A 22,515-nucleotide genomic window follows, 5' to 3' on the forward strand; every position below is an offset into this window, starting at 1 on the left:
CCCCCGCCCCCCAGAGGGCCCCAGGGCCCATTCCCGGACCCAACGGCTGCCCGTGTTCGCCATCTCAGGCCACCCCCAGCCATTTCGCGGCCGCCTGTGACCTGGTGGTGCTCTGGAGCTTGGCGAAGATGCGGTTGATGTGGTTCTTGACCGTCTTCTCGCTGATGAAGCAGGTGGCGGCGATCTGCTGGTTGGTCATGCCGGACGCGATGAGGTCCATGATCTCCGCCTCTCTGCTGCTCAGTTGGAACCGTGACCGGAACGACTGTCCCACATCGGATTGCAGTTGCGAAAGGTTTTGGGTTGAAATTCGGCCTAAAATACTGGCGAGTTCGGGTCCTTCATGTGCAGGTGCACTCGTCTGTGGCTGCGGGAGTAACGCCTTCGCCGCTCCCGGCGTCACGTGCGGCCGGCCCGCCCGGACGTCGTGGACCGCCCTCACCAGCTGCTCCGTCGTGAACTCGCCGTGCACCAGATAGCCCCCCGCCCCCAGTCGCAGCGCCTCCCGTACCGTCTCCGTCTCGTGGCTGTAGGTGAGCATCATGACCGGGGCCAGCCGGACCAGGTGGGGCAATGCCGAGATTCCGTCGACGCCGGGCATGCGGACGTCGAGCAGGACGACGTCGGGCCGGTGCCGCAGCGCGGCCTCGTACGCCTCCCTGCCGTCCGCCGCCTCGGCGACCACCGTGGTCTCCTCGCGGCCGGACAGCAGGGCCGTGAGGCCCGCGCGGACGACGGGGTTGTCGTCGGCCACCACCAGGCGCAGCGGGGCCGTGGCGGCCGGTGGCGGGAAGCCCGGGAAGTCCGGGCGGTCCGGGAAGTCATGGCCCGGTTCGCGGGGTTGCCGCATCGGGTGTCTCCTCTCGGGAGTCCGCGGACCTGGACGGCACGGACGGCACGGCCGGGACGGGCGGGACGGACTGGGTGGACCGGGCGCCGGGCGCCGCCGCCCGCAGGGGCAGTTCCACGCGGACCTCCGTGCCCCGCTCGTGCTCGCCCCGGCCGATACGGATGCGGGCCCCGGCCGAGGCGGCCCGTTCGACCATGCCGAGCAGGCCGAAGTGGCCGTTGTGGCGGAGGTGTTCGAGGGTGGTGTCCGGGGGCAGGCCGTCGCCGTCGTCGTGGACGGTCAGGCGGAGCTGGTCGCCGTGGACCCCGGCGGTCAGCTCGACGCGGGTCGCGCGGGCGTGCCGGGAGACGTTCTCCAGGGCCTCCGTGGCGATGGCCAGGAGGTGGCGGGCCGGGGCCGGGGCCACGGGCGGGAGGGGGGTGTCCCCGGTGCGGCGGCAGAGGGTCGGTACGCCGGTGCGAGTGGAGAAGTCGTCGGCGCGTGCCGTGAGTTCGGTCCAGATGTCCACCGGGCGGGCCGGGTCCTCCTCCCGCCGCAGGTCCTCCAGCAGTTCGCGGGACTCGGCCGCCGCCCTGCGTGCCGAGCGGGACACCAGGTCGGCCTGTTGCCGTACCCGGGCGGGGTCCGGGGTCCCGGCGGACGCCGTCGTGGCCAGGCCGTCGGCGGCGAGGGCGACGCCGTACAGGGTCTTGGCCACCGAGTCGTGCATCTCGCGGGCCAGGCGGGCCCGTTCCGCGTGCACCGCCTCGGTCGCCGCCAGCCGGGCCTGGACCGCCGTCAGCGCCTGGGTGGCCGCGCCGAAGCGGAGCATCAGGTTGCGCAGGGTGGAGCCCATGGCACCGGCGATGACGCACAGGCCGGGCAGGAGCAGGGACTCGGCCACGCCCGTCTGCCGGTCCGACTTCAGGGTGGTGTGCACCAGGAGCAGGATCAGGGACTGCAGCGAGGCGAAGCAGGCCGCGCCCCGCCAGCTGTAGACCAGGCCCGCCAGCAGGGGGGTGCAGACGCTGACGTAGGCGAGGGTGGTGTCCGGCCCCGCCGAGACCAGCAGCAGGGAGCCGACGAGGGTGTCGGCCGCGAGCAGGGTGGGGTGGCGCAGGAGCAGGGGCCCGAAGCGCTCCCAGTCGCGGAACAGGACGTAGGACACCATGAAGGTGACGACGACCGCGCCGCCGACCAGGCGGACGCCCAGTCCGGGAGCGGCGTTGAGCAGGGCGGCGGGGGCCGCCAGGACGATCATCGCGAGGCGGAATCCGAAGACCTGCCGGCACATCGCCTGCAGGGCCCGTACCTGGATCTTCTCCGAGGGTTCGGGGAGCACACCGGCGGCGGCCGCTGTCGCCTGCGGCCCCGCCGTTCCGACCGGCTCCGGCCCTGATCCCGGCCCCGGCCCCGGCCGCTCTCTCCGCCCCCGGCCCGGTACGGCCGCCCGCACCCCGCGCAGGTGCGCGGCCGACGCGCGCCACGCGCCGCGCGCCGCCTCCCGCAGGGGCACCCGGAGGGACAGCCGCCGGCCCGGCCCGGTCGCTCCCATCGTCGTCATCGGGCGCTCACTTCCCCGTGAGCGAGCCGAAGTCGACGCCGGAGCCCAGCAGCAGGCCCGCGCCCAGCAGCAGCATCGTCCCCGGGACCATGAACGTGGTGATCATCAAGGTGGCCTTGGGGACCGCGCGGGCGGCCTTGCGGCGGGCGTTCTGGGCGTCCGTGCGGCGCATGTCCTTGGCCAGCGCGACCAGCGTGTCCACGATGGGCGCGCCGAGTTCCTCCCCCTGCTGCAGCGCCGTAACGAACATCGCCACCTGCTCGGAGTCGTTGCGGCGGCGCAGTTCCGCGAAGGCCTGGCGGCGGCTCATGCCGAGGTCCATCTGGCGCAGGGTGATGCGCAGTTCGTCCGCCCAGGGGCCCTCGTAGCGCGAGGCGACCCGGTCCAGGGCCTGGCGGAAGCCGAGTCCCGCGCTGACCACCACCGCGAGCACGTCCAGGAAGTCCGGCAGGGTCCGCTCGATCACGTCCTTGCGGACGCGGATCGCCGACCAGATGCCGACCTCCGTCCAGAACGCCCCGAACAGGAGCAGCAGCAGGGCCACGAACCACTGGCCGCGCAGCAGGAAGACCAGGCAGCCGACGCCGCCGAGCGCCCCGTACACCGCGCGCCGGGCCGCGTACCGGTCGATGGTCAGGCCGCCGGGGTTGCCCGCGAGGTCGATCCGGCGCCGGTACCTGGCCACCAGGCGCGGGCCCATCAGCCGCAGCACGGCGGGGGCGTACCGCATGCCCATGCGGTCGACCACCGAGTCCACGGCGCCGGTGCGGGTGGCGCCGACCTCCAGGGCGACGGCCAGGTCACCGGGTAGTTTCGCGTCCGCGCGGTACATCCGGACGCCGGCGAAGGCGCCCCAGACGCCGAGGCCCGTCAGCAGGGCGAGCAGGAATGCCATCGGTGCAGCCTCCTCACACGTCGATCCGGCTCATCCGGCGGATGAGCACGAAGCCGACGGCGTACAGGGCGAACGCGATGACCACACAGGCCTGGCCGACCGGTGAGCCGGTCATGCGTTCCAGGGCGCCGTCCTTGACCCCGTTCATGAGGAACAGGGCGCCGATGCCGAGGACGGGGACGGCGTACGACGTCATGGTCACCTGGGACAACTGGGTGCGGATCTCGCGCCGGGTCTCCTTGCGCTCCTCCAGTGTCTCGGTCAGGTTGCGGAGCGCGCCGACCACCTGGCCGCCCGCCCGGTTGGAGAGGACCAGGGTGGTGACGAGGACGACGAGTTCGCGGGACGGCAGCCGGTCCGCGAGTTCGCCGAGCGCGTCGTCCATGGAGTGGCCGATGGCGAGCTGGTCGGCGACCTTGGCCAGTTCCTCGCCGGCGGGTGCCTCCAGTTCCTCGGCCGCCATGCCGATCGCGGTGCGCAGGGCGAGGCCGGCCTGGGTGGCGTTGGCCAGGATGCGGGCCAGTTCGGGGAGCTGGTTGATGAAGCGTTCGATGCGTTTCTGCCGCTGCCAGTTCAGGAACTGGACGGACGCCCAGACGCCGAGCAGTCCCGCGAGGGGGCCGAAGAAGGGGGCGAGGGTGGCCTGGCCGATCAGCCACAGCGCGGCCACCCCGGCGAGGACGTAGACGAAGAACTCGCCCGGGGTGACGTCCAGGCCCGTGGCCGCCAGTCTCAGTTCCAGCTTCCGGCCGAGCGCCGTGCGGCGCAGCCGGCGGTCCAGGTCGCTGAACCGGCGCCTGCGGCCACCCGGGCCGGCACCGGTGTGCGAGAGGCGGTCGATCAGCGCGGCCCGCTGGGCCCGTCCCGAGGCGTACACGTGGACGCCGACGACCGCCAGCACGCAGGTCAGCAGCGCGACACCGGTGGTCAGCCGGACGAGGTCGTGGAGTTCCATGGGGGTGCCTACCTGGCTTCTCGGGTGGCGAGCTGGTCCGCGCTGTGGGCGACACCGAAGGCCTGCGGGACGGGCTGCCCCGCCATGTACAGGCGGTCGGCGGTCCGGCGCGGGAGCGGGAAGTACTCGAAGGCGCCGTACACCCGGCCGTCGTGGGTCATCGGCCGGGCGTGGAACCGGGCGACGGTCGCCAGCCGGTACGGCTCGCCGCCGTGGCTGTCGAGCACGGCGATCTCGGTGATCCGGCGGGCGCCGTCGGCGAACCGGGTGAGCTGGACGAGGACGTCGACGGCGCTGTTGATCTGGTCGTGCAGGGCGACGAAGGGCACCTCGACGTCGGACATGGAGGCCAGGGTCTGGAGCCGGGTGAGGGCGTCCTCGGCGCTGTTGGCGTGGACGGTGGCGAGCGAGCCGTCGTGGCCGGTGGACATGGCCTGCAGCATGTCGAGGGACTCGCCGCCGCGGACCTCGCCGACCACGATCCGGTCGGGCCGCATGCGCAGCGAGTTGCGCACCAGGTCGCGGATGGTGACCTGGCCCTTGCCCTCCACGTTGGGCGGCCGCGACTCCAGCCGGACCACGTGGGTCTGCTGGAGCTGGAGTTCGGCGGAGTCCTCGATGGTGATGATGCGCTCGTGTGCGGGGATGAGCCCGGAGAGCGCGTTGAGCAGGGTCGTCTTGCCGGTGCCGGTGGCCCCCGAGACGATGATGTTGAACTTGGCCTGCACCAGACCGGCCAGCAGGAACACCATCTGCTCGTCGAGCGAGCCGAAGCCGATCAGCTCCTGGAGGGTGAAGGAGCGCGGGAAGCGGCGGATGGTGAGGGTGGGGCCGGTCAGCGACAGCGGCGGGATAATGACGTTGACGCGCTCGCCGGAGGGCAGACGGGCGTCGACCATCGGGTTGGACTCGTCGACGCGCCGGTTGACGGTCGACACGATCCGCTCGATGGTCTGCATGAGCTGGTCGGCGGAGACGAAGCGCAGCGGCAACTGCTCGACGCGGCCGCCGCGTTCGACGAAGATCGCGTCGGGTCCGTTGACCATGATCTCGGTGATCGAGGCGTCCTCCAGCAGCGGCTCGAGGATGCCGAGGCCCAGGGCCTCGTCCACCACCCGGCGGATGAGCTGGGAGCGTTCGACGGTGGAGAGCACCGGGCCCTCGCGGCTGATGATGTGCCCGAGCACCCGCTCCAGGCGCGCGCGGCGCTCGGCGGCCGCCAGGGAGCTCATCTCGGCGAGGTCGATCTCCTCCAGCAGCTTGGCCCGGTAGGAGGCGACCAGATGACCGTCCTCGCCGCGGCTGCCGTGCTCCTCGGGAGTGCTGATGCGTGCCCGCAGGCTCATGGGTTCGCTGCTCCTCCGTGGTCGCGGGGCATGGTGGCGCGCTTCTGGACGGGGTCGAAGGGCCAGCCGGGGACGATCCGGGGGACGGAGACGGTGGCGGTGACGGTGACGGAGTCGTCCCCGCCCCCGCTCTCACCGCACGTCACGTGGAGCCCCCCGCTGACGGCCTGCGCGCACGCCGCAGGGGCGGACTGCCCCAGGGAGGCCGCGCGCGCTCCCGCCCGGGCCGCCGTGCCGGCCTGTTCGGCCGCGTAGGCGACGGCCCCGATCTGGAAGCCGGCCAGTCCGACGATCAGCAGGACCGGGACGAACCCCAGGTATTCGATGGCGACCTGGCCCGCGTCGCGTCGCTCGCGCCGGTACGGCGTCCCGCGCCGCTTCCGCCGGTACGGCATCTCGGGCGGCATCTCAGTCCTTCACCTCCTCCACGGCGCCGGCGTGGCCGTGCACCGTGACGGGGAAGTCGATCGAGCCGGGGAACAGGACGGGCACCTTGAGGCTGACGTCCGCCGTCACGTAGCCGGCCTGGCTGCAGGTCACCGTCGCTCCCCCCTTCCACGCCCCCGACAGGTGCCTGAGCGCGGCCGCCTCGCACGCGGCCTGCCGCGTACCGCCCTGGTGGGCCGCCGTTCCCGCCCGGGCGCCCTCGTCCGCAGCATTCCCCGCGAGCGTGTAGGCGTACCCCACCAGCACGCACTGCCACATGAGCACCAGGGTCAGCACGATCAGCGGGGTCATCCCGAGGAGTTCGATACTGACCTGCCCCCGGTCGTCTCCTCGCAGGCGTCTCATCGGCCGCTACTCCTTCCGCCGCCGGAAGCCGACCGCGCCGCGGCCCCCGCTCCGGTGCGCGCCCTCGGCCGCCTTGACCAGCCCCAGCTCGCCGGCCAGCGCCCACTGGGCCTGTTTCACCGTGCTCCGGCTGTCCAGTTCGTGCAGCCGTCCCGCGTCGACGACGCCCTGCAACTCCTTGAAGTTGGCGGGGACGGCGGTGCGGGCCACCGCCGTGCCGGTGATCCGCTGCACGAGTGCCGGCTGGATCTCCGTGGCGCGCGTGTGGCGGTTGACGATCACCGTCGTCTCCTCGGCCTTGCGGATCTGCAGCCGGTCCCACATCCGCACGGTCCGCTTGGCGGCGCGTACGGCGACCACGTCCGGGGTGGTCACCAGCAGGGCGGCGTCGGCCATCTCGACGGCGGCCGCGCTCGCCCCGCCGAGCTGGGCGCCGCAGTCGACCACCACCACCTCGTACCGGGAGCGCAGGGCGCTGACGACCTGGCGGGCGGCGCGGTCGGTGACCTCCTCGCCGCGCTCGCCCTCGGCGGGGGCGAGGAGCAGGGCGAGGCCGGTGTCGTGCCGGAAGACGGCGTCGGCGAGGACCCGGTGCGAGATGTCGGTGATGGTGGCGAGGTCCACGACCGAGCGGCGGAACTGGACGTCCAGGTAGGAGGCGACGTCGCCGGCCTGGAGGTCGAGGTCGACCAGGGCGGTGGGCCGGCCGGAGGCCTGGGCGGCGAGCGCGAGCTGGACGGCCGTGACGGTGGCGCCGACGCCTCCTTTGGCGCCGCTGACCGTGACGACCGTGCCGCCGGCCCCGCCGAACACGTCGGCGCCGTGCCCGAGGTGGCGCCGTACGCCGGTGGACCACTGGGCGACCGCCTGGACCCGGCTGGCCAGTTCCTCGTACGACAGCGGGAGCGAGACCAGGCCGCGGGCGCCGGAGTCCATGGCGGCGGCGAACAGGCCGGGGCTCGCGTCGGTGGTGACGAGGATGACGCCGACGGCCGGGAAGCGCAGCGCGACCTCGCGGACCAGCTCCAGCGCCGGGACCGGGCCGATCCGCTCGTGCACGACGACCACCTCGGGCAGTTCGTCCACCGACTCGGCGGCGAGCCGGGCGAGGGCGTCGACCAGCTGGGTGGAGTCACCGACAGGCGGCTGCGGTTCGGCGTCGGGCAGCTGGCTGAGCAGGGTGGTGAGGGAGCGGACGGCGTCCGGGTCCGCGCCGGCCGGGAGGATCCTGGTGGGCATGGCCGCCTCTCACTTGTCCGTCACGAGTTCGTAGGTGCGGTCCTTGTCCGGGACGCTGGTCTCGCCGCCGGGTGCCACCAGCGCGAGCCGGACGCGCTGGGCGAAGGACTCGGCGTAGGTGATGCGCTGGGCGTCGAGGGTGGAGAGCGCGAAGGTGATGGGGACGGCCTCGGTGGGCTGCTGCTGGTCCTTGCTGCGGTCGGGGTCGAGGGCGGTGATGTGGCCGACGTCGAGGACGCGCGCGTTGGTGACGATGATCTTCGACTGGTCGGGGTCGCCGTCCTTCTTCCCCTCGAAGGTGGCGTAGACGTTGACGCGGGAGCCGGGGGTGATCTTGCCCGCGACGCCGGTCGCCGCGTCGATCATGATGGCGACCTCCTGCTGGCCCGGCTGGAGGGCGGGCTGGTCGACGATCATGTCGGTCTGGAGCAGTGATCCGGCCCGCAGGGTGGTCACGGCGATCTTGCCCTGGATCTGCCGCAGGTCGGTGACGGCGTTCCCGGACAGCCATCGTTCGGGCATCTTGATCTTCTCGAACTGCCCGGTGCTCAGCGCGGTGTACGGCTTCACGTCGGACCTGACCCGGTAGGCGCTGACCTCGGGTCCGACCTTGGACTGCACGTCGTGGACGACGGAGAGCACGCCGGCGAACGCGCCGAGCGCGCACAGGACCGACAGGATCAGGAGTATCACGCCGCGGCGCTGACGGGAGTTCATGAACCGTGCAACCTCATCGGGGGGATCGGTCGATCGGGGGAGTGGGTCACGTGGGTGCGGGTCAGGCGGGCGTGCGCTGTTCCAGCGCGCGGGGGGCGGCGGGCTCGTACACGGGCGGGGTGGCGGAGCAGAAGACGCAGAGGTCGCCTATGACGTCGAGGCCGCACCAGTGGCAGGTGGACTGCCGCACCGAGGCGACCAGTTGGTACAGGACCGACAGGTCGGCGAGGTAGCTGCAGAACTCGACGACGCGGCCGGTTCCCCACCAGCGGGCGGACTCCGCGGGCAGCGGGGTCTCGCGCAGCCCGTGCGAGGTCCACTCCTTTGCCAGGCCGGTGAGCCAGTCGGTCTGCAACTGCCCCTTGGCGACGAGCATCCAGGTGCTGAACTCGGGGCCCTTGAGGGTGGCACCGGGCGCGACCTTGACGAGCTGGGGCTCGGGGTGGGCGACGACGGCGAACTGGCTGCCGGGCACCCAGGACTTGGCGTGCGCCCTGAGTCCCACCGGGACCCGGTCGAGCCGGGCGACCGAGCCGAGGACGGCGCCGGCGTGGACGTAGTGGGTGAGCAGGCGTCCGGCGGAGGCCAGCACGCCGGGGCTCAGGTCGCAGGAGGCGAGCTGCCGCAACTGCCGGGCGAGGACGGCGACGCCGAGCGGCGGCAGCCCGGGCCGGAAGACGGCGACGCGGTCGCTCTCCAGCAGGGACCGCAGGGTGTACAGCCGCCGTACGACCGGCTCCGGCGTCGCCTGTGAGCACAGCACCACGACGTATCCGTACTGCTCGATCAGGGCGTGCAGTTCACCGAGGGCGTGCTCCAGCGGGCGCCGGTCGAGGTCGCGCAGCACGACGGCGGGCATGGTCCGTTCGTCCTGCACCGGCAGCGCCATGTCGGCACTGGTCACGGCAATGGCAGTTGGCACGCTCCGCTCCCCGCTCCTCACACCCTTCGGCCCACCGGTGTGACTCCAATGCGCCAGGACGACTTCGTTGCGTGACTACCTGAGCACTGTAACCACGGCCCAATGGCCGGAGAACAGCGTTTGTGTAGCTCATGTGGAACTCATCGGTCGCAACTCCCGCCAAAACCGGACAGGTTGAGCGAAGTGGTGGGGACGGTTTTGGTCTGGACCTCTTGACAGCGGAATTGGTCTGGACCAACTTGTACGCCAACGGTGGCCACCGTCGTTCACTCCCCCTTCATCTCCCTTCATCTCCCTTCATCTCCCTTCATCTCCCTTCATCTCCCTTCCCCGCCGACTCCCCCATCGGAGGCCCCAGTGGACCGCGCATCAGGCATACCCGGACCCCGCAGACGACGGATCGCCACGTGGTCCGCCGCCACCGCCCTCGCGCTCTCGGTCGCGGGCCTCGCCACCACCCCCGCGTCGGCGGCGGACGTCAACAACGTCAAGAACGCCGGCTACGAGTCGGGCCTCGCCGGCTGGACCTGCACGGCGGCCAGCGGCACGACCGTCTCCTCCCCCGTCCACTCCGGCTCCGCCGCACTGAAGGCGACCCCGGCCGGGCAGGACAACGCCCAGTGCACCCAGTCCGTGGCGGTGAAACCGAACTCCACGTACACGCTCAGCGCCTGGGTGCAGGGCGGCTACTCCTACCTGGGCGTGACGGGCACGGGGACGACGGACGTCTCGACGTGGACGCCGGACTCGTCGTCCTGGAAGCAGCTCTCGACGACGTTCACCACGGGCGCCTCCACGACCTCCGTCACGGTCTACACGCACGGCTGGTACGGCCAGGCGGCCTACTACGCCGACGACGTCTCGGTCTACGGCCCCGACGGCGGCGGTGGCGGCGACCCGGCCCCCACGGTCCCCTCCGCACCGGGCGGCCTCTCGGTCTCCGGCACGACCTCGTCGTCGGTGTCGCTGTCCTGGGCCGCGGTGTCGGGCGCGACGGGCTACAACGTCTACCGCGACGGCACGAAGGTGACCGCGGTGACGGGGACGTCGGCGACGGTGACCGGGCTGTCGGCGTCGACCTCGTACTCCTTCCAGGTCACGGCTACCAACTCGGCCGGCGAGTCCGCGAAGTCGGCGACGGTGACCGGTACGACGACCGCCACCGGGGGCGGCGGAGGCGGGGGCGGCGGCACGCTGCCCAAGCACGCGGTGACCGGCTACTGGCAGAACTTCAACAACGGCGCGACGGTCCAGAAGCTGTCGGACGTCCCCGCCTCCTACGACATCATCGCCGTCGCCTTCGCGGACGCGACCACCACGCCGGGCGCGGTCTCCTTCAACCTGGACTCGGCCGGCCTCGGCGGCTACACGGTCGACCAGTTCAAGGCCGACATCAAGGCCAAGCAGGCGGCCGGCAAGAAGGTCATCGTCTCCATCGGCGGCCAGAACGGCACGGTGTCGATCAGCGACTCGACGTCGGCGGCGAACTTCGCGAACTCCGTCTGGTCCCTGATGCAGACGTACGGCTTCGACGGCGTCGACATCGACCTGGAGAACGGCCTGAACGCGACCTACATGACGCAGGCGCTGCGCTCCCTGTCGTCGAAGGCCGGCTCGTCCCTGATCATCACCATGGCCCCGCAGACGATCGACATGCAGTCGACGTCGAACTCCTACTTCCAGACGGCCCTGAACATCAAGGACATCCTCACGGTCGTCAACATGCAGTACTACAACAGCGGTTCCATGCTGGGCTGCGACGGCAAGGTGTACTCCCAGGGCTCGGTCGACTTCCTCACCGCCCTCGCCTGTATCCAGCTCCAGGGCGGCCTGTCCCCGTCCCAGGTGGGCCTCGGCCTGCCGGCGTCCACCAGCGCCGCGGGCAGCGGCTACGTCTCCCCGACCGTGGTGAACAACGCCCTGGACTGCCTGGCCAAGGGCACCGGCTGCGGCTCCTTCAAGCCCGCCAGGACCTACCCCGACCTGCGGGGCGCGATGACCTGGTCGACCAACTGGGACGCGACCTCGGGCAACGCGTGGTCGGGCTCGGTGGGAGCCCACGTCCACGGCATGCCGTGACCTGACCGCCCACCACCGCCCGGACGCCCGGCCCCTGTCGAGGGACCGGGCGTCCGCCGTTGACGCCAAACCCCTGGCCAGAGCCGTCGTTGGCTGTTACACCCTTTCGTGGAAAGGGATTCGAACGTACCGGGGCAGAGGCGCTTGAGCCGGCGGGAAACTCTTCTTTCAGGCCGTAAATGGACATTGCAGTTGTGAGTCACAGGAATATGCGCGAACCGTAACAGCAGCCGGGTTTCGCCCGATCGGCCCCGGGGCCGGCTGCAAGGTGTGGGTGTGCGGCCGACCGGTCGCCACCAGCACACCGCACCTCCTGTCCGCCGCTTCGGCCGCGGGCAGCGGGGTGTGCACGACCCTTCAAAGGGGGACTCCGTGTCCGTTTCTGTTATCGCTCGCCGTGTCGCCGCCACCGCCGTCGCCGCGGCCGCCGTCGTAGGGGCCGTGGCCCTGCCGGCCTCGGCCGCCGACCACGGCCACGACCGCTGGCACCACCGCACGGAGGTGGCCATCGGCGGCGTGCAGCACCCCTCGTCGAGCCGCTACGACCGGAACCTGAACCAGGAGTGGGTCGAGGTCACCAACGCGAGCCGCCGGAGCGTGAACCTGGACGAGTGGACGCTGTCGGACGAGGACGGCCACACCTACACGTTCCACCACTACCGGCTGGAGGGCCGCGCGACCGTCCGCGTCCACACCGGCTTCGGGCGGGACACCCGGACGGACCTGTTCCAGGACCGCCGTCGGTCGGTGTGGGACACCTACCGCGACACCGCGACCCTGCGCAACGACCACGGCCGCTTCGTCGACTCCGTCTCGTGGGGCCGCGACCACCGCGGTCACCGCGACGGCGGCGGCTGGGGCGGCCGTCACCACTGACCCGCACCGCTCCTCGCGCAGCGCGTCACTCCCTCGGGGAGTGGCGCGCTGCGCCCGTGTGCCCCACCGCGGCCGCCCCAGCCCGGGCCCGCCGTGGTTCGGCAGTCGCCTTTGACATGCTATTGACCTGGCCATGCCAAAGCTTCACCATGAGCGCCACACCCGCACGTCGCACTGAAGCACCCCCCAGCTCCACTCCCCACGTCCGGCGACCCCGGAATTCCTGGAGACCCAAGGAGATTTCATGCGACTCCGTGTTCGTGGCTCCGCCGCGCGCGGCGGCAGACGTACCGCCGCCCTCGGCACACTGCTCGCCCTCGCGCTCGCCGCACCCGTCGCGGCCACCGCCCCGCACGCCACCGCCGACAGCGCCCGGAGGGCCCCGGCCACCGGTGACGACGTCCGGCAGTACGAGATCCAGCAGCACACGACCCCCGTGACCCGTACGGCCATCCAGGCGACCGGCGTCACCGTCGACGAGGCCGGCGCGGAGACCGTCGTCGTCTCCGGCCGGGCGGACCAGATACGCGCGCTGCGCCGGCTCGGGTACGAGGTGACCCCGGTGGGCGCGGCGCCCCAGCGGTCAGGGACGCGGCTGTACGACTTCCCCACCGCAGACTCGAAGTACCACAACTACGCCGAGACGAACGCCGAGATCGACCAGCGGCTCGCCGCCCACCCGGACATCATGAGCAGGCGGGTGATCGGCAAGTCGTACCAGGGCCGGGACATCGTCGCCATCAAGGTCAGCGACAACGTGGCGACGGACGAGAACGAGCCCGAGGTGCTGTTCACCTTCCACCAGCACGCCCGTGAGCACCTGACCGTGGAGATGGCGCTGTACCTGCTGCGTGAACTGGGTGACGGGTACGGGTCCGACTCCCGGATCACGAACCTCGTGAACAGCCGGGAGATCTGGATCGTGCCGGACCTCAACCCCGACGGCGGCGAGTACGACATCGCCACCGGGTCCTACCGGTCCTGGCGCAAGAACCGGCAGCCCAACTCCGGCTCCTCCTACGTCGGAACCGACCTCAACCGGAACTGGGACTACAAGTGGGGCTGCTGCGGCGGCTCCTCCGGGTCCAGGTCCTCCGAGACCTACCGAGGCTCCGCCGCCGAGTCCGCGCCCGAGGTGAAGGTCGTCGCGGACTTCGTGCGCGGCCGGGTCGTCGGCGGCAAGCAGCAGATCAAGGCCGGCATCGACTTCCACACCTACAGCGAACTGGTGCTGTGGCCGTTCGGGTACACCTATGCGGACACGGCCACCGGCATGACGGCCGACGACGCCGCCGCCTTCAAGGCCGTCGGACAGAAGATGGCAGCCAGCAACGGGTACACCCCCGAGCAGTCGAGCGATCTCTACATCACGGACGGGTCGATCGACGACTACCTGTGGGGCACGCAGAAGATCTTCGACTACACCTTCGAGATGTACCCGACGTCCAGCGCGAACGGGGGGTTCTACCCGCCCGACGAGGTGATCGAGCGGGAGACCTCCCGTAACAGGGACGCGGTGCTGCAACTGCTGGAGAACGCCGACTGCATGTACCGGGCGATCGGCAAGGCCGCCCAGTACTGCGGTCAGGCCTCCTCGAAGTAGGCGTCGAGAACGGCGTCCAGTTCCGACTCCCACTCCTTGAACCGCGCCCTGGCCGCCGCCTCGATCTCGATCGGGTACCAGCGGCGGTCGGGCGTGTGCACCGTGATGGTGAACCGCTTGCCGAAGCGGGGGGACTCCGTCTCGACCGCCGCGATCTCGTCCCAGCGGAACTCGCAGTTCTCCTCGTCGAGACGGAGCCTGACCCCGCGGCGGTCCGCCACGAACCTGGCCCTGCGGTCGGAGGCTTCGAAGACGGGCCCGTCCTCGGCGGCCCCGGACGCCTCCTCCGCTCCGGACTCCGGCTCCGACGCCTCCTGCGACGCCTTCTCCGGCTCCTCCGGCGCTTCGGCCGTCCGCGCCACCGCCTGCGGGTCCGGCTCCCCGGCGGGCTCCGGCACCGGGTGCCCCGCCTCCTCCGTCGGCTTCGCGTCCTCCGCGTCCGGTCCCGCCGCCTGCGCGGTGATGCCGGGGATGAAGGCCGGGTCGAAACCGGCGCCCTTGACGGGCTCGCCCTTCAGGGGCTGGCTGCTCGATCCTATGCGCTGGTCCACGGCGGCAGTATGGACGACATACCTGTGCCGGAACCAGTCAGCCCGCCTTTCACTTCCGTTCGCACTGGTCACTCGTCCATGAAGACGATCCGGCGTGTCCGGCCGCCGTCCCCCGGCACGGGCGTCACCGCCGCCCGGCCCGCCGGCACCGCCCGCTCACGGCCCCAGGCCCGGATCTCCTCGATCTGCTCGGGGTTGCTGACGCTCAGCGGGCGCACCTGAGCGAACGTGTCCATGACGTAGGAGTCCTTCAACTGGCCGATGCCGCCGCGGCGGACCGCCTCCTCGCCCACGTCGTGCAGGGCCGCCTCGATGTCGGAGCCGGCGAAGCCCTCGGAGAGGTCGACCAGACGGTCGAGCTGGTCGGGGTCGGGATGGGCCTGGAGGTAGCGGTGGTGGTAGATGCGGATGATCTCCTTGCGGTCCTGGGCGTCGGGCAGGTCGACGAAGAAGAGTTCGTCGAAGCGGCCCTTGCGCAGCAGCTCCGGCGGCAGGCTGCGGATGTCGTTGGCCGTCGCCACGACGAAGGCGCGGGACTGGGACTCCTGGAGCCAGTACAGGAACTGGCCGATGATGCGCTGCGGGACGCCGGACATGTCGTCCCGGCCCGCCAGGCCCTTCTCGATCTCGTCGATCCACAGGACGCAGGGGGCCACCCGGTCGGCCATCGCGAGGGCCTCCCGGAAGCGGCCCTCGGACTCGCCGAGGTACTTGCCGTGGATGGACGCCATGTCCAGCCGGTACAGCGGCAGTTGCCAGTCGTGGGCGATGGCCTTGGCGGACAGGGACTTGCCGCAGCCGGGGACGCCGACCAGGAGCACCCCGCGCGGCGGGCGCAGGGCGGTGTGGCGCAGGTCCCGGGAGATCATGTCGTGCTTGCGTTCCAGCCAGGTGCGCAGGCCGGTCAGGCCGCCGATGGCGTAGTCGCTCTGCTTGAGGTGGACGCGTTCGAGGCCGGTCAGGTCGCTGAAGATGCGGTCCTTGGCCTGGGCGAGGCCGAGGACGTCCGCCTGTCGGATGGAGCCCTTCGCGGCGATCGTCGCCATGAGGTTGACGCACTCCGCCTCGGTGACGCCGTTGAGGAACTCGGCGGCGCGGCGGGCGTCCTCCTCGGTCCACTCGATGGGGATGTGGCCGTGGTGGTCGCCGAGGAAGCCGCTGAGGATGCCGTACATCTCCTCGGCGTCCGGCAGGTCCAGGCGCAGGCTCATGCCGAGGCGCTGCAGACCGCTCCAGATGGGGGTGTCGGTGATCAGGACGATGCTGCCCATGTTGCTGTCGGCCAGGCGGGCCAGCTCCGCGAAGTGGCGGGTGACCGGGGTGTCCGACTCGAGTTCGTCGGGGTCGACGAAGACGACCGTGGCGTTGGCGCGGCTGCCGAACTGGGCGGCCGCGAAGTCCATCGCACCGGCCAGCGAGCGGTCGTCCTGCACGGACGCGTTGGTGCGCAGGTCACGCAGGCCGGTGGCCCGGGTGTAGATCCAGAACGGCATGCTGCTGCGCCGGGACTGGGTGGCCGCCTCGCGCAGCAGGCGCAGGGCGCGCTGCTGCTCGATGGTGCGCATCGCGATGACCGGGACGCGGGCGGAGATGTAGCTGTCGAGATGGCTGAGGCTCTCGGCGTAGTTCGACATTCGGGCCTTCTCGCGAGGGACGGGGGCGGCGGTGCGGGCTCCTCGGCCGGGTGGGCGTCAGCCGGGCAGGATGCGGCGCCTTGGCGGGGCCGCGGGGTCGTACGACCAGGCGTCCGGGCTCCCACTCACGGTGAAGGTGGCGGTCAGCGCGTTGTCCCGCAGGGTGCGGCGGCGGCGCTCGACCAGGCGCGGGTCGGTGCCGCGCCGGGTCTCGGCGTCGAGGTTCCGCTCCAGTTGGGCCTGCACCTGGGTGATCTCGTTGTCGACCAGTTCGGTCAGCCGGGTGCGCAGGGACTCCGGGAGACCGGGGTGGGCGGCGAGCGCGCGGATGGTGTGCAGGCCGGTGCGGGCCTGGGCGAGTTCGCGGCCGAAGCTGAACTCGTCCCGGGCCTCGCCCAGGGCGCGCACGAGGTGCTCCGCCCAGGTGACGAGGCGGGTGTTCAGGGCGCTGGTCAGGTGCTGGGTCAGCCGCACCCAGGTGTCGTTGTCGTACTGCTCCTCGGCGAGCGCGGGCAGCACGGCCGGGTCGGCGGGCTCCAGCGCGGCCCAGCGGCGCAGGAAGCCGACCCATGCCTGGTAGGGGCCGCCGTCGCCCCACAGGCCGCTCACGCGCCGCTGCCCGGCCGGCGTACGAGGGTCTCGCCGGGCGGCAGCGGCTCCCAGTCCGGCAGCCCCTCCACGACCCGGCGGAGCCTGCTGGTGACCCGTTCCCGCTGCGGGCTGCGCTGCGCGGCCCAGGGCGAGGACTGCATCCGCTCCGCGTCGGCGGAGGCGGCCCACGGCGAGGCGGGTCGCCGCGCGGCTTCGGCGGACCGCGGCGCGGTGCCCGGTGCGGCGGAGGGCTGCTGCCCGGCGTCCGGAGCAGGCGTGGGCTGCTGCCCCGCGCCGGCGGGACCGTGGGGCTGCTGAGCGAGGCCGGGGGCGGCCGGCTGGGACGCGGACGCCCAGGGGGACTGCGGGGCGGCGGCCGCGCCCTGGTTCTGCGGGGCGGGCGGCGGTGGCGTGCTCATCGGGCGCTGTCCTCCTGGTGCTCGGGCACGGACTCCTCGTCGGCCGAGGCCCCCTCGCCGGTCCGGGGTTCGGGAAATGCCTTCTCGTGGGCCTCGGCACCCACAGCGGGCTCGGCGTCGTCACCGGACGCCTCGGACGCGGGCGCACCGCCCGGCCGGGACTTGGACGCGGCGGCCCAGGGGGACTCGGCGTCCGGCACCGGCTTCGCTTCAGCCGACATCGCCGACGCGGGCTCCCCGCCCGGCCGGGACTTGGACGCGGCGGCCTGGTCGACGGGCTCGGCCGCACCGGGCGGCGCCGGCGCGGGTTCGCCGCCAGGACGGGACTCGGACGGAGCGGCCCAGGGGGACCCGGCGTCCGAGGCCGAGCCGGGTTCCTTGGGGACCGTGCGGCCCTCGAACGGGGCGGGGCCGCCGCCCGCTGTCGGCAGGGTGGCGATCAGGGCCCGTACCTTCGCCTCGGTCTTGTCGGCGGTCGTGAACTTCTCGTACCAGTCGGTCAGTTCGGCGGAGGCGCCGCGCAGCTGGTGCAGGGACTCCGTCTTGGCCCGCTCCAGCAGCTCGCGGGCCGCCTCCTGGGCGCGGGCCGCGGTCTGCGCCTGGCTGCGCAGGACCAGGCCCCAGACGAGGCCGACGATCGCGGCGGCGGTGACCGCGAAGAGGGGCCAGCTGCCGGCCAGGAAGAGGAGGATCGCCGCGACCACGGCAGCCGCCGGGGCCACCTTCTTCACCCACGGGAAGGCGAGCGCGTCCACGAACGGGCCGGTGTGGTGGTCCCAGTGGTCACCGAGCGACTTCTCCAGGGCGGCCAGCGGCTGGGTGAACGAGCCGACCCAGGCCGGGAGCTGGAAGAGGCGCGAGCCCACGGAGTGGCTGGTGGCGAACTGCGCCTGGACGTCCTGCGGCACGGCGGCCCGGTAGTCGCGGGTGTGGGCGGCGTGCGCCTGCTGGAACCACTCGTGACAGGCCGCGACGGAGAGCCGCTGGGTGGCCGGCGAGGTGCCGATGGCGCCGGGGTTGAGCGCCGCGGTGGTCTGCACGGTGAGGTAGTCGAGGGTCTCCTCGTACGAGGCGGCGTCCGCGTCGGCCGTCCTGCGGGCGGTGTTCAGGTCGCCGTCGTGGTCGACCACCGCCTGGTTGAAGGCGAGGTCGCGGCGCAGCGGCAGTTCCTCGTTGTCGTACTCGGAGACCAGCCGGTCGAGGATGTCGTCGACGGCGTCCTCGATGCGCTCCGACGGCCTGAACTCGCGGTCCATGATGGCCGTGTACTTGTCCAGCACGGGCTGCTGGCCGCGCGCGGAGGACAGGACGCCGTCGAGGGTGACCCACTGCGGGGAGACGGCGGCCAGGCGCGGAAACTCCGCCGCCTGGGACGGGCCGCGCAGGGACTCCAGCTCGTCGCGCCAGCGCCGGACCTGCTTGGCCTGCGCGTCGGCGTTGTCCATGAGCTGGGAGCGCCATTCGGCGAGGGTGCGGTCCAGCAGCTCGCGGCCGACGAGGCCGAAGGCGCCCTGGGCGATCGCCTCCAGGATGATCGCGAACTCGCGGCCGAGCGCGGCCGGGTCCTGGGCGAGGAGGTAGTGCCGCAGCCAGCGCACGGCGGCCTCGGAGCGGCCCTGGCGGCGCAGGACGAGCGCGAAGAAGAGGGAGGTGCGGTCGGGCGAGCGGCGGAACGCCTCGTCGACCGCCCGGTCGCACAGGGTGCGGTCGTCGGCGGACCAGGAGGCGAGGGCGACCAGGGCGGGGGCGAGCCAGTAGCGGGGGGTCTGGAGCATCAGCTGGTCGCCGACCATGCGGACGTTCTCCTCCGACACCAGGCCGACGTCGAAGGCCTGGAGCATGCCGACCGCGGTCCGGCGGACCGTCTTGTGGTGGCCGAACTCGTGGTCGATCCTGTCCTCGATGGCGCCGATGCGGGTCTCGGCGCGCTGCACGTTCGCGATGGCCTGCGCCCGCTGGGCGAACGCGAGGAACTCGTCGCGCAGCTGCTGGAGTTCGGTGCGGGTCTGCTGCTGGTTGGCCTCGACGGCAGAGACCTGGCCGGACACGGAGCCGACCCTCTCGCTGAGTCTGACGACGAGGTTGCTGACCTCCTGCACCTGGCGGCGCAGCGTGTAGTCGACCTCGGGCATGCGGAGCTCCGTTCGGGTGCTGCGGGTGAGCGGGCGGGAGTCAGGGGCGGACGACGGTGCCGTCGTCCAGGACGGGCAGGATCAGGCCGTCCTCGTAGACCTCGACGTGGGCGTAGCCGCCGGAGCGGGCGAGCATCCGGGCCGCGGAGAACGGCTCGGGCATCGGCTCGGCGGGGGCGAAGTGCCGCACGATGACGTGGAACAGGTTCAGCTGGTGGTCGACGTAGGGCGGGCCGAGGTAGCAGCGGGCGACGAAGCCGAGCGGGACGGAGCCGTACTCCGTCGTGTACTGCTGCCGGACCCACTCGGCCAGCGACCGGCAGGCCTGCTCGTCGAGGCCGGCGTCGAGCCTGGCGACCGCCTCCAGCAACTGGCCGGAGCGCGGCCGGTACAAGTCGCCGCGGACCGCGGCGGGTGCGGGGCGCGCGGGTGCGGTGGCCGGCCGGGCGCCCGCGCCCGGCGCCGCCGGCCGCACGAGACGGCGTGGCCGTTCGGTGTACCCCATGTGTCCCCCGAGAGTCATGGGTGGTGAGCGGTTGTGCGATGCACGGAGATAGAAGATTAGTGACGTCTCGTCAAGAGCGCATCCGTTACTGACCGATTGACACCGCTACGACACTGGCAGACTGCCGGTCATGGCGACGATCAAGGCCCTGCTGGTGGGCATCGACGACTATCCGGCCGACGTGGCGAGGCCGCTGGGCGGCTGCGCCAACGACATCGCCGAGGCTGGCCGGCTGCTGACGGACCTGGCCGGGGGGCGGGCCGACGTGCGGGTGCTGGCGGACGCCGGGGCGACGGTGGCGGCGGTGGCGGACGCGGTGCTGGAGCACCTGGGCTCGGCCGGTCCCGGGGACACCGCGCTGCTGTGGTTCTCCGGGCACGGCACCGAGGAGACCGCCACCGGGGACGATCTGCTGATCGAGGCCACGGGCCGGAACCAGGCGCTGGTGTGCGTGGACGGGCCGCTGCCCGACAAGCGCCTCGGCGCGCTGCTGGACCGGGTCGCGGCGGGCGGCGCCCAGGTGGTGGCGGTCCTGGACTGCTGCCACTCGGGGGGCGCGACCCGGAAGCCGGAACTCGCCGTGCGGTACGCGCCGCCCCGGCCGGGCTGGGACCTGGGCGGCCGGGGGCCCGGCGGACCGGCCCGGCACGTGCTGCTGGCGGCGAGTCGGCTGAACGAGCCGTCGTACGAGGGCTGGTTCGACGGGCGGCGGCACGGGGCGTTCACGCACGCGCTGGTGGGCGCGGTGCGGGCGGCCGGTCCGGCCGCGACCTGCCGTGAGCTGCTGTCGGCGGCCGCCGCGCGGGTGCAGCGGGCGGGCAGCACGCAGCACCCGGTGCTCTGGCCCGACCTGCCGGGCGGCCCGGCGGACCGCCCGCTGCTCCGCGGTGACGCGCTCCGCGGGGGCGGCCCCGGGCTGCTCCTGCGGTACGGGGCCGACGGCTGGGAGGTGGACTGCGGCGCCGTGCACGGGCTGCGGGAGGACGGTCCCGAGGCGGGCGGCACCACGTTCGCCGCGCTGGACGAGGGACCCGGCCGGGGTGTCGTACGGGCCCTGGAGGTGTCTGCGGCGCGGACGCTGGTCGCGCCGGTGGACTGGGAGCCGGACCCCGAGCGGGTGTATCCGGTGGCGCTGTCGTCGGTGGCCCTGCCCTCGGCCAGCGTGACGGTGGACGGCCCGGCGGACGCGGTGCGCCAGGTGCGCGGGGCGCTCGGGCCGCTGGTGCGGGCGGTGGACGGCCCCGAGGCGGCGCACGGTCTGCACTTCCGGGTGCGGGTGGACGGCGGTGCGGCGCGCGTCCTGCGCCGGGACGGCACGGAGTTCACCGGCCCGCTGCCGTACGCGGGACCGGCGGACGCGCCGCGGGTCGCGGAGTGCCTGGCGCACCTCACCCGCTGGCACCGGCTGCGCGACCTGGCCCCGCGGCGCTCGCTGCTGGACGGTCTGGTGGAGCTGGAGATCACCCGGTGGGGCTCGCGGGAGCCGCTGCGACCGGACGCCTCCGGGGACATCGTCTGCGCGTACGGCGACGACCTGCGCGCGCCATGGTTGTCGATCCGGCTGCACAACCGCTCCCGGGACCGCACCCTGTGGTGCGTGCTGCTCGACCTGACCGACGGCTACGCCGCCAACTCGGTGCTCTATCCCGGGCACTTCATCGGTCCGGGGCACACGGGCCACGCGCTGGACGGCGATCCGGTGCGTCTGTCGCTGCCCGCCTCCCGGCCGGCGGTGCCGGGGGCGGAGGTCCGGGACTGGCTCAAACTCGTGGTCGCCGACCGTGAGTTGAACACGCTGCCGTTCCAGTTGCCCGCCTGGGGCTCGGCCAGTGTGGACCGCGACCTCGGCCCGGTGCTGAGCGCGTCGGGCCGCTGGACGACGGTGACCGTGCCGCTGCGCACGCTGGTGCCGGGCCCCGTCACCGGCCGAGGTGCGTGAAGCCGGCCCAGGCGCTGAGGTCGTGCGGGTCGATGCGGCCGGCCCGCTCGGCGAGGAACCGCGGCAGCCCGGCGGGCGGTTCGCGGTCGGGGTCGAGCATCCACAGCTGGGCCCGGCGCAGCGCCCGGGCCGGGGGTTCGCCGTGGGTGCGCAGGAAGTGGTGGGTGAGGAACATCAGCACCGAGGTCGCCTCGTCCGGGACCGGCCACAGCGAGCCGACGACCGAGCGGGCGCCCGCCGCGAGGAAGGCGGTGGCGAGGCTGTAGGCCTCGTTGTGGCCGCGGCCCGAGACATGGCTGCGGCAGGCGGCGAGCAGGACGAGTCCGAGCCGGTCGCCGCCCGCGCCGGTGATCTCCTCCGCCGCGAGCTGGCCGTCGTGCAGGGCGAGGTAGGCGCTGCGGCGGGCGTTCTCGGCGACCGAGGCGTGGCAGGCGAGATGCAGCACCGCGCCGTCGTCGGGTGTCTCGCGCAGCCACCCGAGCACCTCTTCGGGGGTGCCGGGACCGTCCGAGGCGCCGGTGCTCCGGCGGCCGAGGAAGCGGGCGCCCGGGTAGAACGCGCGCTGCACGGCGTCGGCCTCTTCGCCGGCGTGCCGCAGGTCGCCGGTGGGATCGCCGACGATCAGGGCGGTGCCGGTGTGCTCGACGGCGGGGCGGGCGGCCCCCTGGCACAGCAGGCGGGCGGAGGCGGCGTAGGAGATCTCGGCGGCCTGGAGCGCGTACTGCCGGCCGCGAGGACCACCCGCTTGCCAGGCCGCGTGCCAGGGCACGAGGCCGAGCCGGCCCATGGGGACGAGGACCAGCCGGGGCAGTCGTCCGGCCGGCATCTCGAAGGCCTCCAGCAGGGGCCGCATCGCCGCGTACCAGGCCCAGCCGCAGAGCCGGTCGAGCTGGGCGCGCAGGGTGGGCGGGGCGGTGGGCCGGTAGC

General features: G+C 72.8%; 21 protein-coding genes. 4 read left to right on the forward strand and 17 right to left on the reverse strand.

Annotated features, from left to right (window positions below; all coding sequences use genetic code 11):
- Positions 1–64 precede the first annotated feature (64 nt).
- From V7E45_RS25035 to V7E45_RS25080, 10 genes are all read right to left on the reverse strand, one after another.
- Positions 65–850, reverse strand: a complete 786-nt coding sequence (locus V7E45_RS25035) for a response regulator transcription factor (protein ID WP_333776448.1) — start codon at positions 848–850, stop codon at positions 65–67.
- Entirely contained in the window at positions 822–2,393 is a 1,572-nt protein-coding gene (locus tag V7E45_RS25040; protein ID WP_443056165.1) for a sensor histidine kinase, read from the reverse strand. The genes V7E45_RS25035 and V7E45_RS25040 overlap by 29 nt, the downstream gene beginning before the upstream one ends.
- A gap of 7 nt (positions 2,394–2,400) precedes the next feature.
- Complete coding sequence (locus V7E45_RS25045; protein ID WP_333776449.1) at positions 2,401–3,288, reverse strand: DUF5936 domain-containing protein; 888 nt, start codon at positions 3,286–3,288, stop codon at positions 2,401–2,403.
- Between the two features lie 13 nt (positions 3,289–3,301).
- The gene (locus V7E45_RS25050) at positions 3,302–4,243 is read right to left on the reverse strand and encodes a type II secretion system F family protein (protein ID WP_333776450.1); all 942 of its coding nucleotides are present in this window, start codon (positions 4,241–4,243) and stop codon (positions 3,302–3,304) included.
- Between the two features lie 8 nt (positions 4,244–4,251).
- Positions 4,252–5,589, reverse strand: coding sequence for a CpaF family protein (locus V7E45_RS25055; protein WP_333776451.1), 1,338 nt, complete (start codon positions 5,587–5,589; stop codon positions 4,252–4,254).
- The gene (locus V7E45_RS25060; RefSeq protein WP_333776467.1) at positions 5,586–5,984 is read right to left on the reverse strand and encodes a TadE/TadG family type IV pilus assembly protein; all 399 of its coding nucleotides are present in this window, start codon (positions 5,982–5,984) and stop codon (positions 5,586–5,588) included. Before V7E45_RS25060 ends, V7E45_RS25055 begins: the two co-directional genes overlap by 4 nt.
- A 13-nt stretch (positions 5,985–5,997) precedes the next feature.
- A complete protein-coding gene (locus tag V7E45_RS25065) occupies positions 5,998–6,381 on the reverse strand; it encodes a TadE/TadG family type IV pilus assembly protein (RefSeq protein ID WP_333776452.1) in 384 nt (127 codons plus the stop codon).
- Between the two features lie 6 nt (positions 6,382–6,387).
- Positions 6,388–7,620, reverse strand: a complete 1,233-nt coding sequence (locus V7E45_RS25070; RefSeq protein ID WP_333776453.1) for an AAA family ATPase — start codon at positions 7,618–7,620, stop codon at positions 6,388–6,390.
- A gap of 9 nt (positions 7,621–7,629) precedes the next feature.
- Positions 7,630–8,337, reverse strand: a complete 708-nt coding sequence (gene cpaB / locus V7E45_RS25075; protein ID WP_333776454.1) for a Flp pilus assembly protein CpaB — start codon at positions 8,335–8,337, stop codon at positions 7,630–7,632.
- Between the two features lie 61 nt (positions 8,338–8,398).
- On the reverse strand, positions 8,399–9,226 hold the full coding sequence (locus V7E45_RS25080; protein ID WP_333776468.1) for a hypothetical protein: 828 nt from the start codon (positions 9,224–9,226) through the stop codon (positions 8,399–8,401).
- 390 nt (positions 9,227–9,616) lie between these two features.
- Between V7E45_RS25080 and V7E45_RS25085 the strand changes: the two genes are divergently transcribed.
- From V7E45_RS25085 to V7E45_RS25095, 3 genes are all read left to right on the forward strand, one after another.
- Positions 9,617–11,338, forward strand: a complete 1,722-nt coding sequence (locus V7E45_RS25085) for a chitinase (RefSeq protein WP_333776455.1) — start codon at positions 9,617–9,619, stop codon at positions 11,336–11,338.
- Positions 11,339–11,710: 372 nt separating this feature from the next.
- A complete protein-coding gene (locus V7E45_RS25090; RefSeq protein WP_333776456.1) occupies positions 11,711–12,214 on the forward strand; it encodes a lamin tail domain-containing protein in 504 nt (167 codons plus the stop codon).
- 244 nt (positions 12,215–12,458) lie between these two features.
- On the forward strand, positions 12,459–13,817 hold the full coding sequence (locus V7E45_RS25095) for a M14 family metallopeptidase (RefSeq protein ID WP_333776457.1): 1,359 nt from the start codon (positions 12,459–12,461) through the stop codon (positions 13,815–13,817).
- On the opposite strand, the gene V7E45_RS25100 is transcribed toward V7E45_RS25095, so the two are convergent.
- From V7E45_RS25100 to V7E45_RS25125, 6 genes are all read right to left on the reverse strand, one after another.
- Complete coding sequence (locus V7E45_RS25100) at positions 13,799–14,368, reverse strand: hypothetical protein (RefSeq protein ID WP_333776458.1); 570 nt, start codon at positions 14,366–14,368, stop codon at positions 13,799–13,801. The two genes, V7E45_RS25095 and V7E45_RS25100, sit on opposite strands and share 19 nt — an antisense overlap.
- A gap of 68 nt (positions 14,369–14,436) precedes the next feature.
- A complete protein-coding gene (locus V7E45_RS25105; protein ID WP_333776459.1) occupies positions 14,437–16,002 on the reverse strand; it encodes an AAA family ATPase in 1,566 nt (521 codons plus the stop codon).
- A gap of 57 nt (positions 16,003–16,059) precedes the next feature.
- A complete protein-coding gene (locus tag V7E45_RS25110; RefSeq protein WP_333776460.1) occupies positions 16,060–16,611 on the reverse strand; it encodes a hypothetical protein in 552 nt (183 codons plus the stop codon).
- Positions 16,608–17,012, reverse strand: coding sequence for a hypothetical protein (locus V7E45_RS25115; protein WP_333776461.1), 405 nt, complete (start codon positions 17,010–17,012; stop codon positions 16,608–16,610). The genes V7E45_RS25110 and V7E45_RS25115 overlap by 4 nt, the downstream gene beginning before the upstream one ends.
- On the reverse strand, positions 17,009–19,144 hold the full coding sequence (locus V7E45_RS25120) for a hypothetical protein (protein ID WP_333776462.1): 2,136 nt from the start codon (positions 19,142–19,144) through the stop codon (positions 17,009–17,011). Before V7E45_RS25120 ends, V7E45_RS25115 begins: the two co-directional genes overlap by 4 nt.
- A 40-nt stretch (positions 19,145–19,184) precedes the next feature.
- Entirely contained in the window at positions 19,185–19,649 is a 465-nt protein-coding gene (locus V7E45_RS25125) for a hypothetical protein (RefSeq protein WP_333776463.1), read from the reverse strand.
- 130 nt (positions 19,650–19,779) lie between these two features.
- Here V7E45_RS25125 and V7E45_RS25130 point away from each other — a divergent pair, with 130 nt between their 5' ends.
- Positions 19,780–21,588 carry a caspase family protein gene (locus V7E45_RS25130; RefSeq protein ID WP_333776464.1) on the forward strand — a complete coding sequence of 603 codons (1,809 nt, stop codon included), beginning with the start codon at positions 19,780–19,782 and terminating at the stop codon, positions 21,586–21,588.
- Here the strand turns inward: V7E45_RS25130 and V7E45_RS25135 are convergent.
- Positions 21,569–22,515 (reverse strand): CHAT domain-containing protein (locus tag V7E45_RS25135; RefSeq protein ID WP_333776465.1); only part of this gene is annotated, 947 nt, incomplete at its 5' end. The genes V7E45_RS25130 and V7E45_RS25135 overlap by 20 nt on opposite strands.

The organism is Streptomyces sp. IBSBF 3136 (genome assembly GCF_036815105.1).
Lineage (GTDB): Bacteria > Actinomycetota > Actinomycetes > Streptomycetales > Streptomycetaceae > Streptomyces.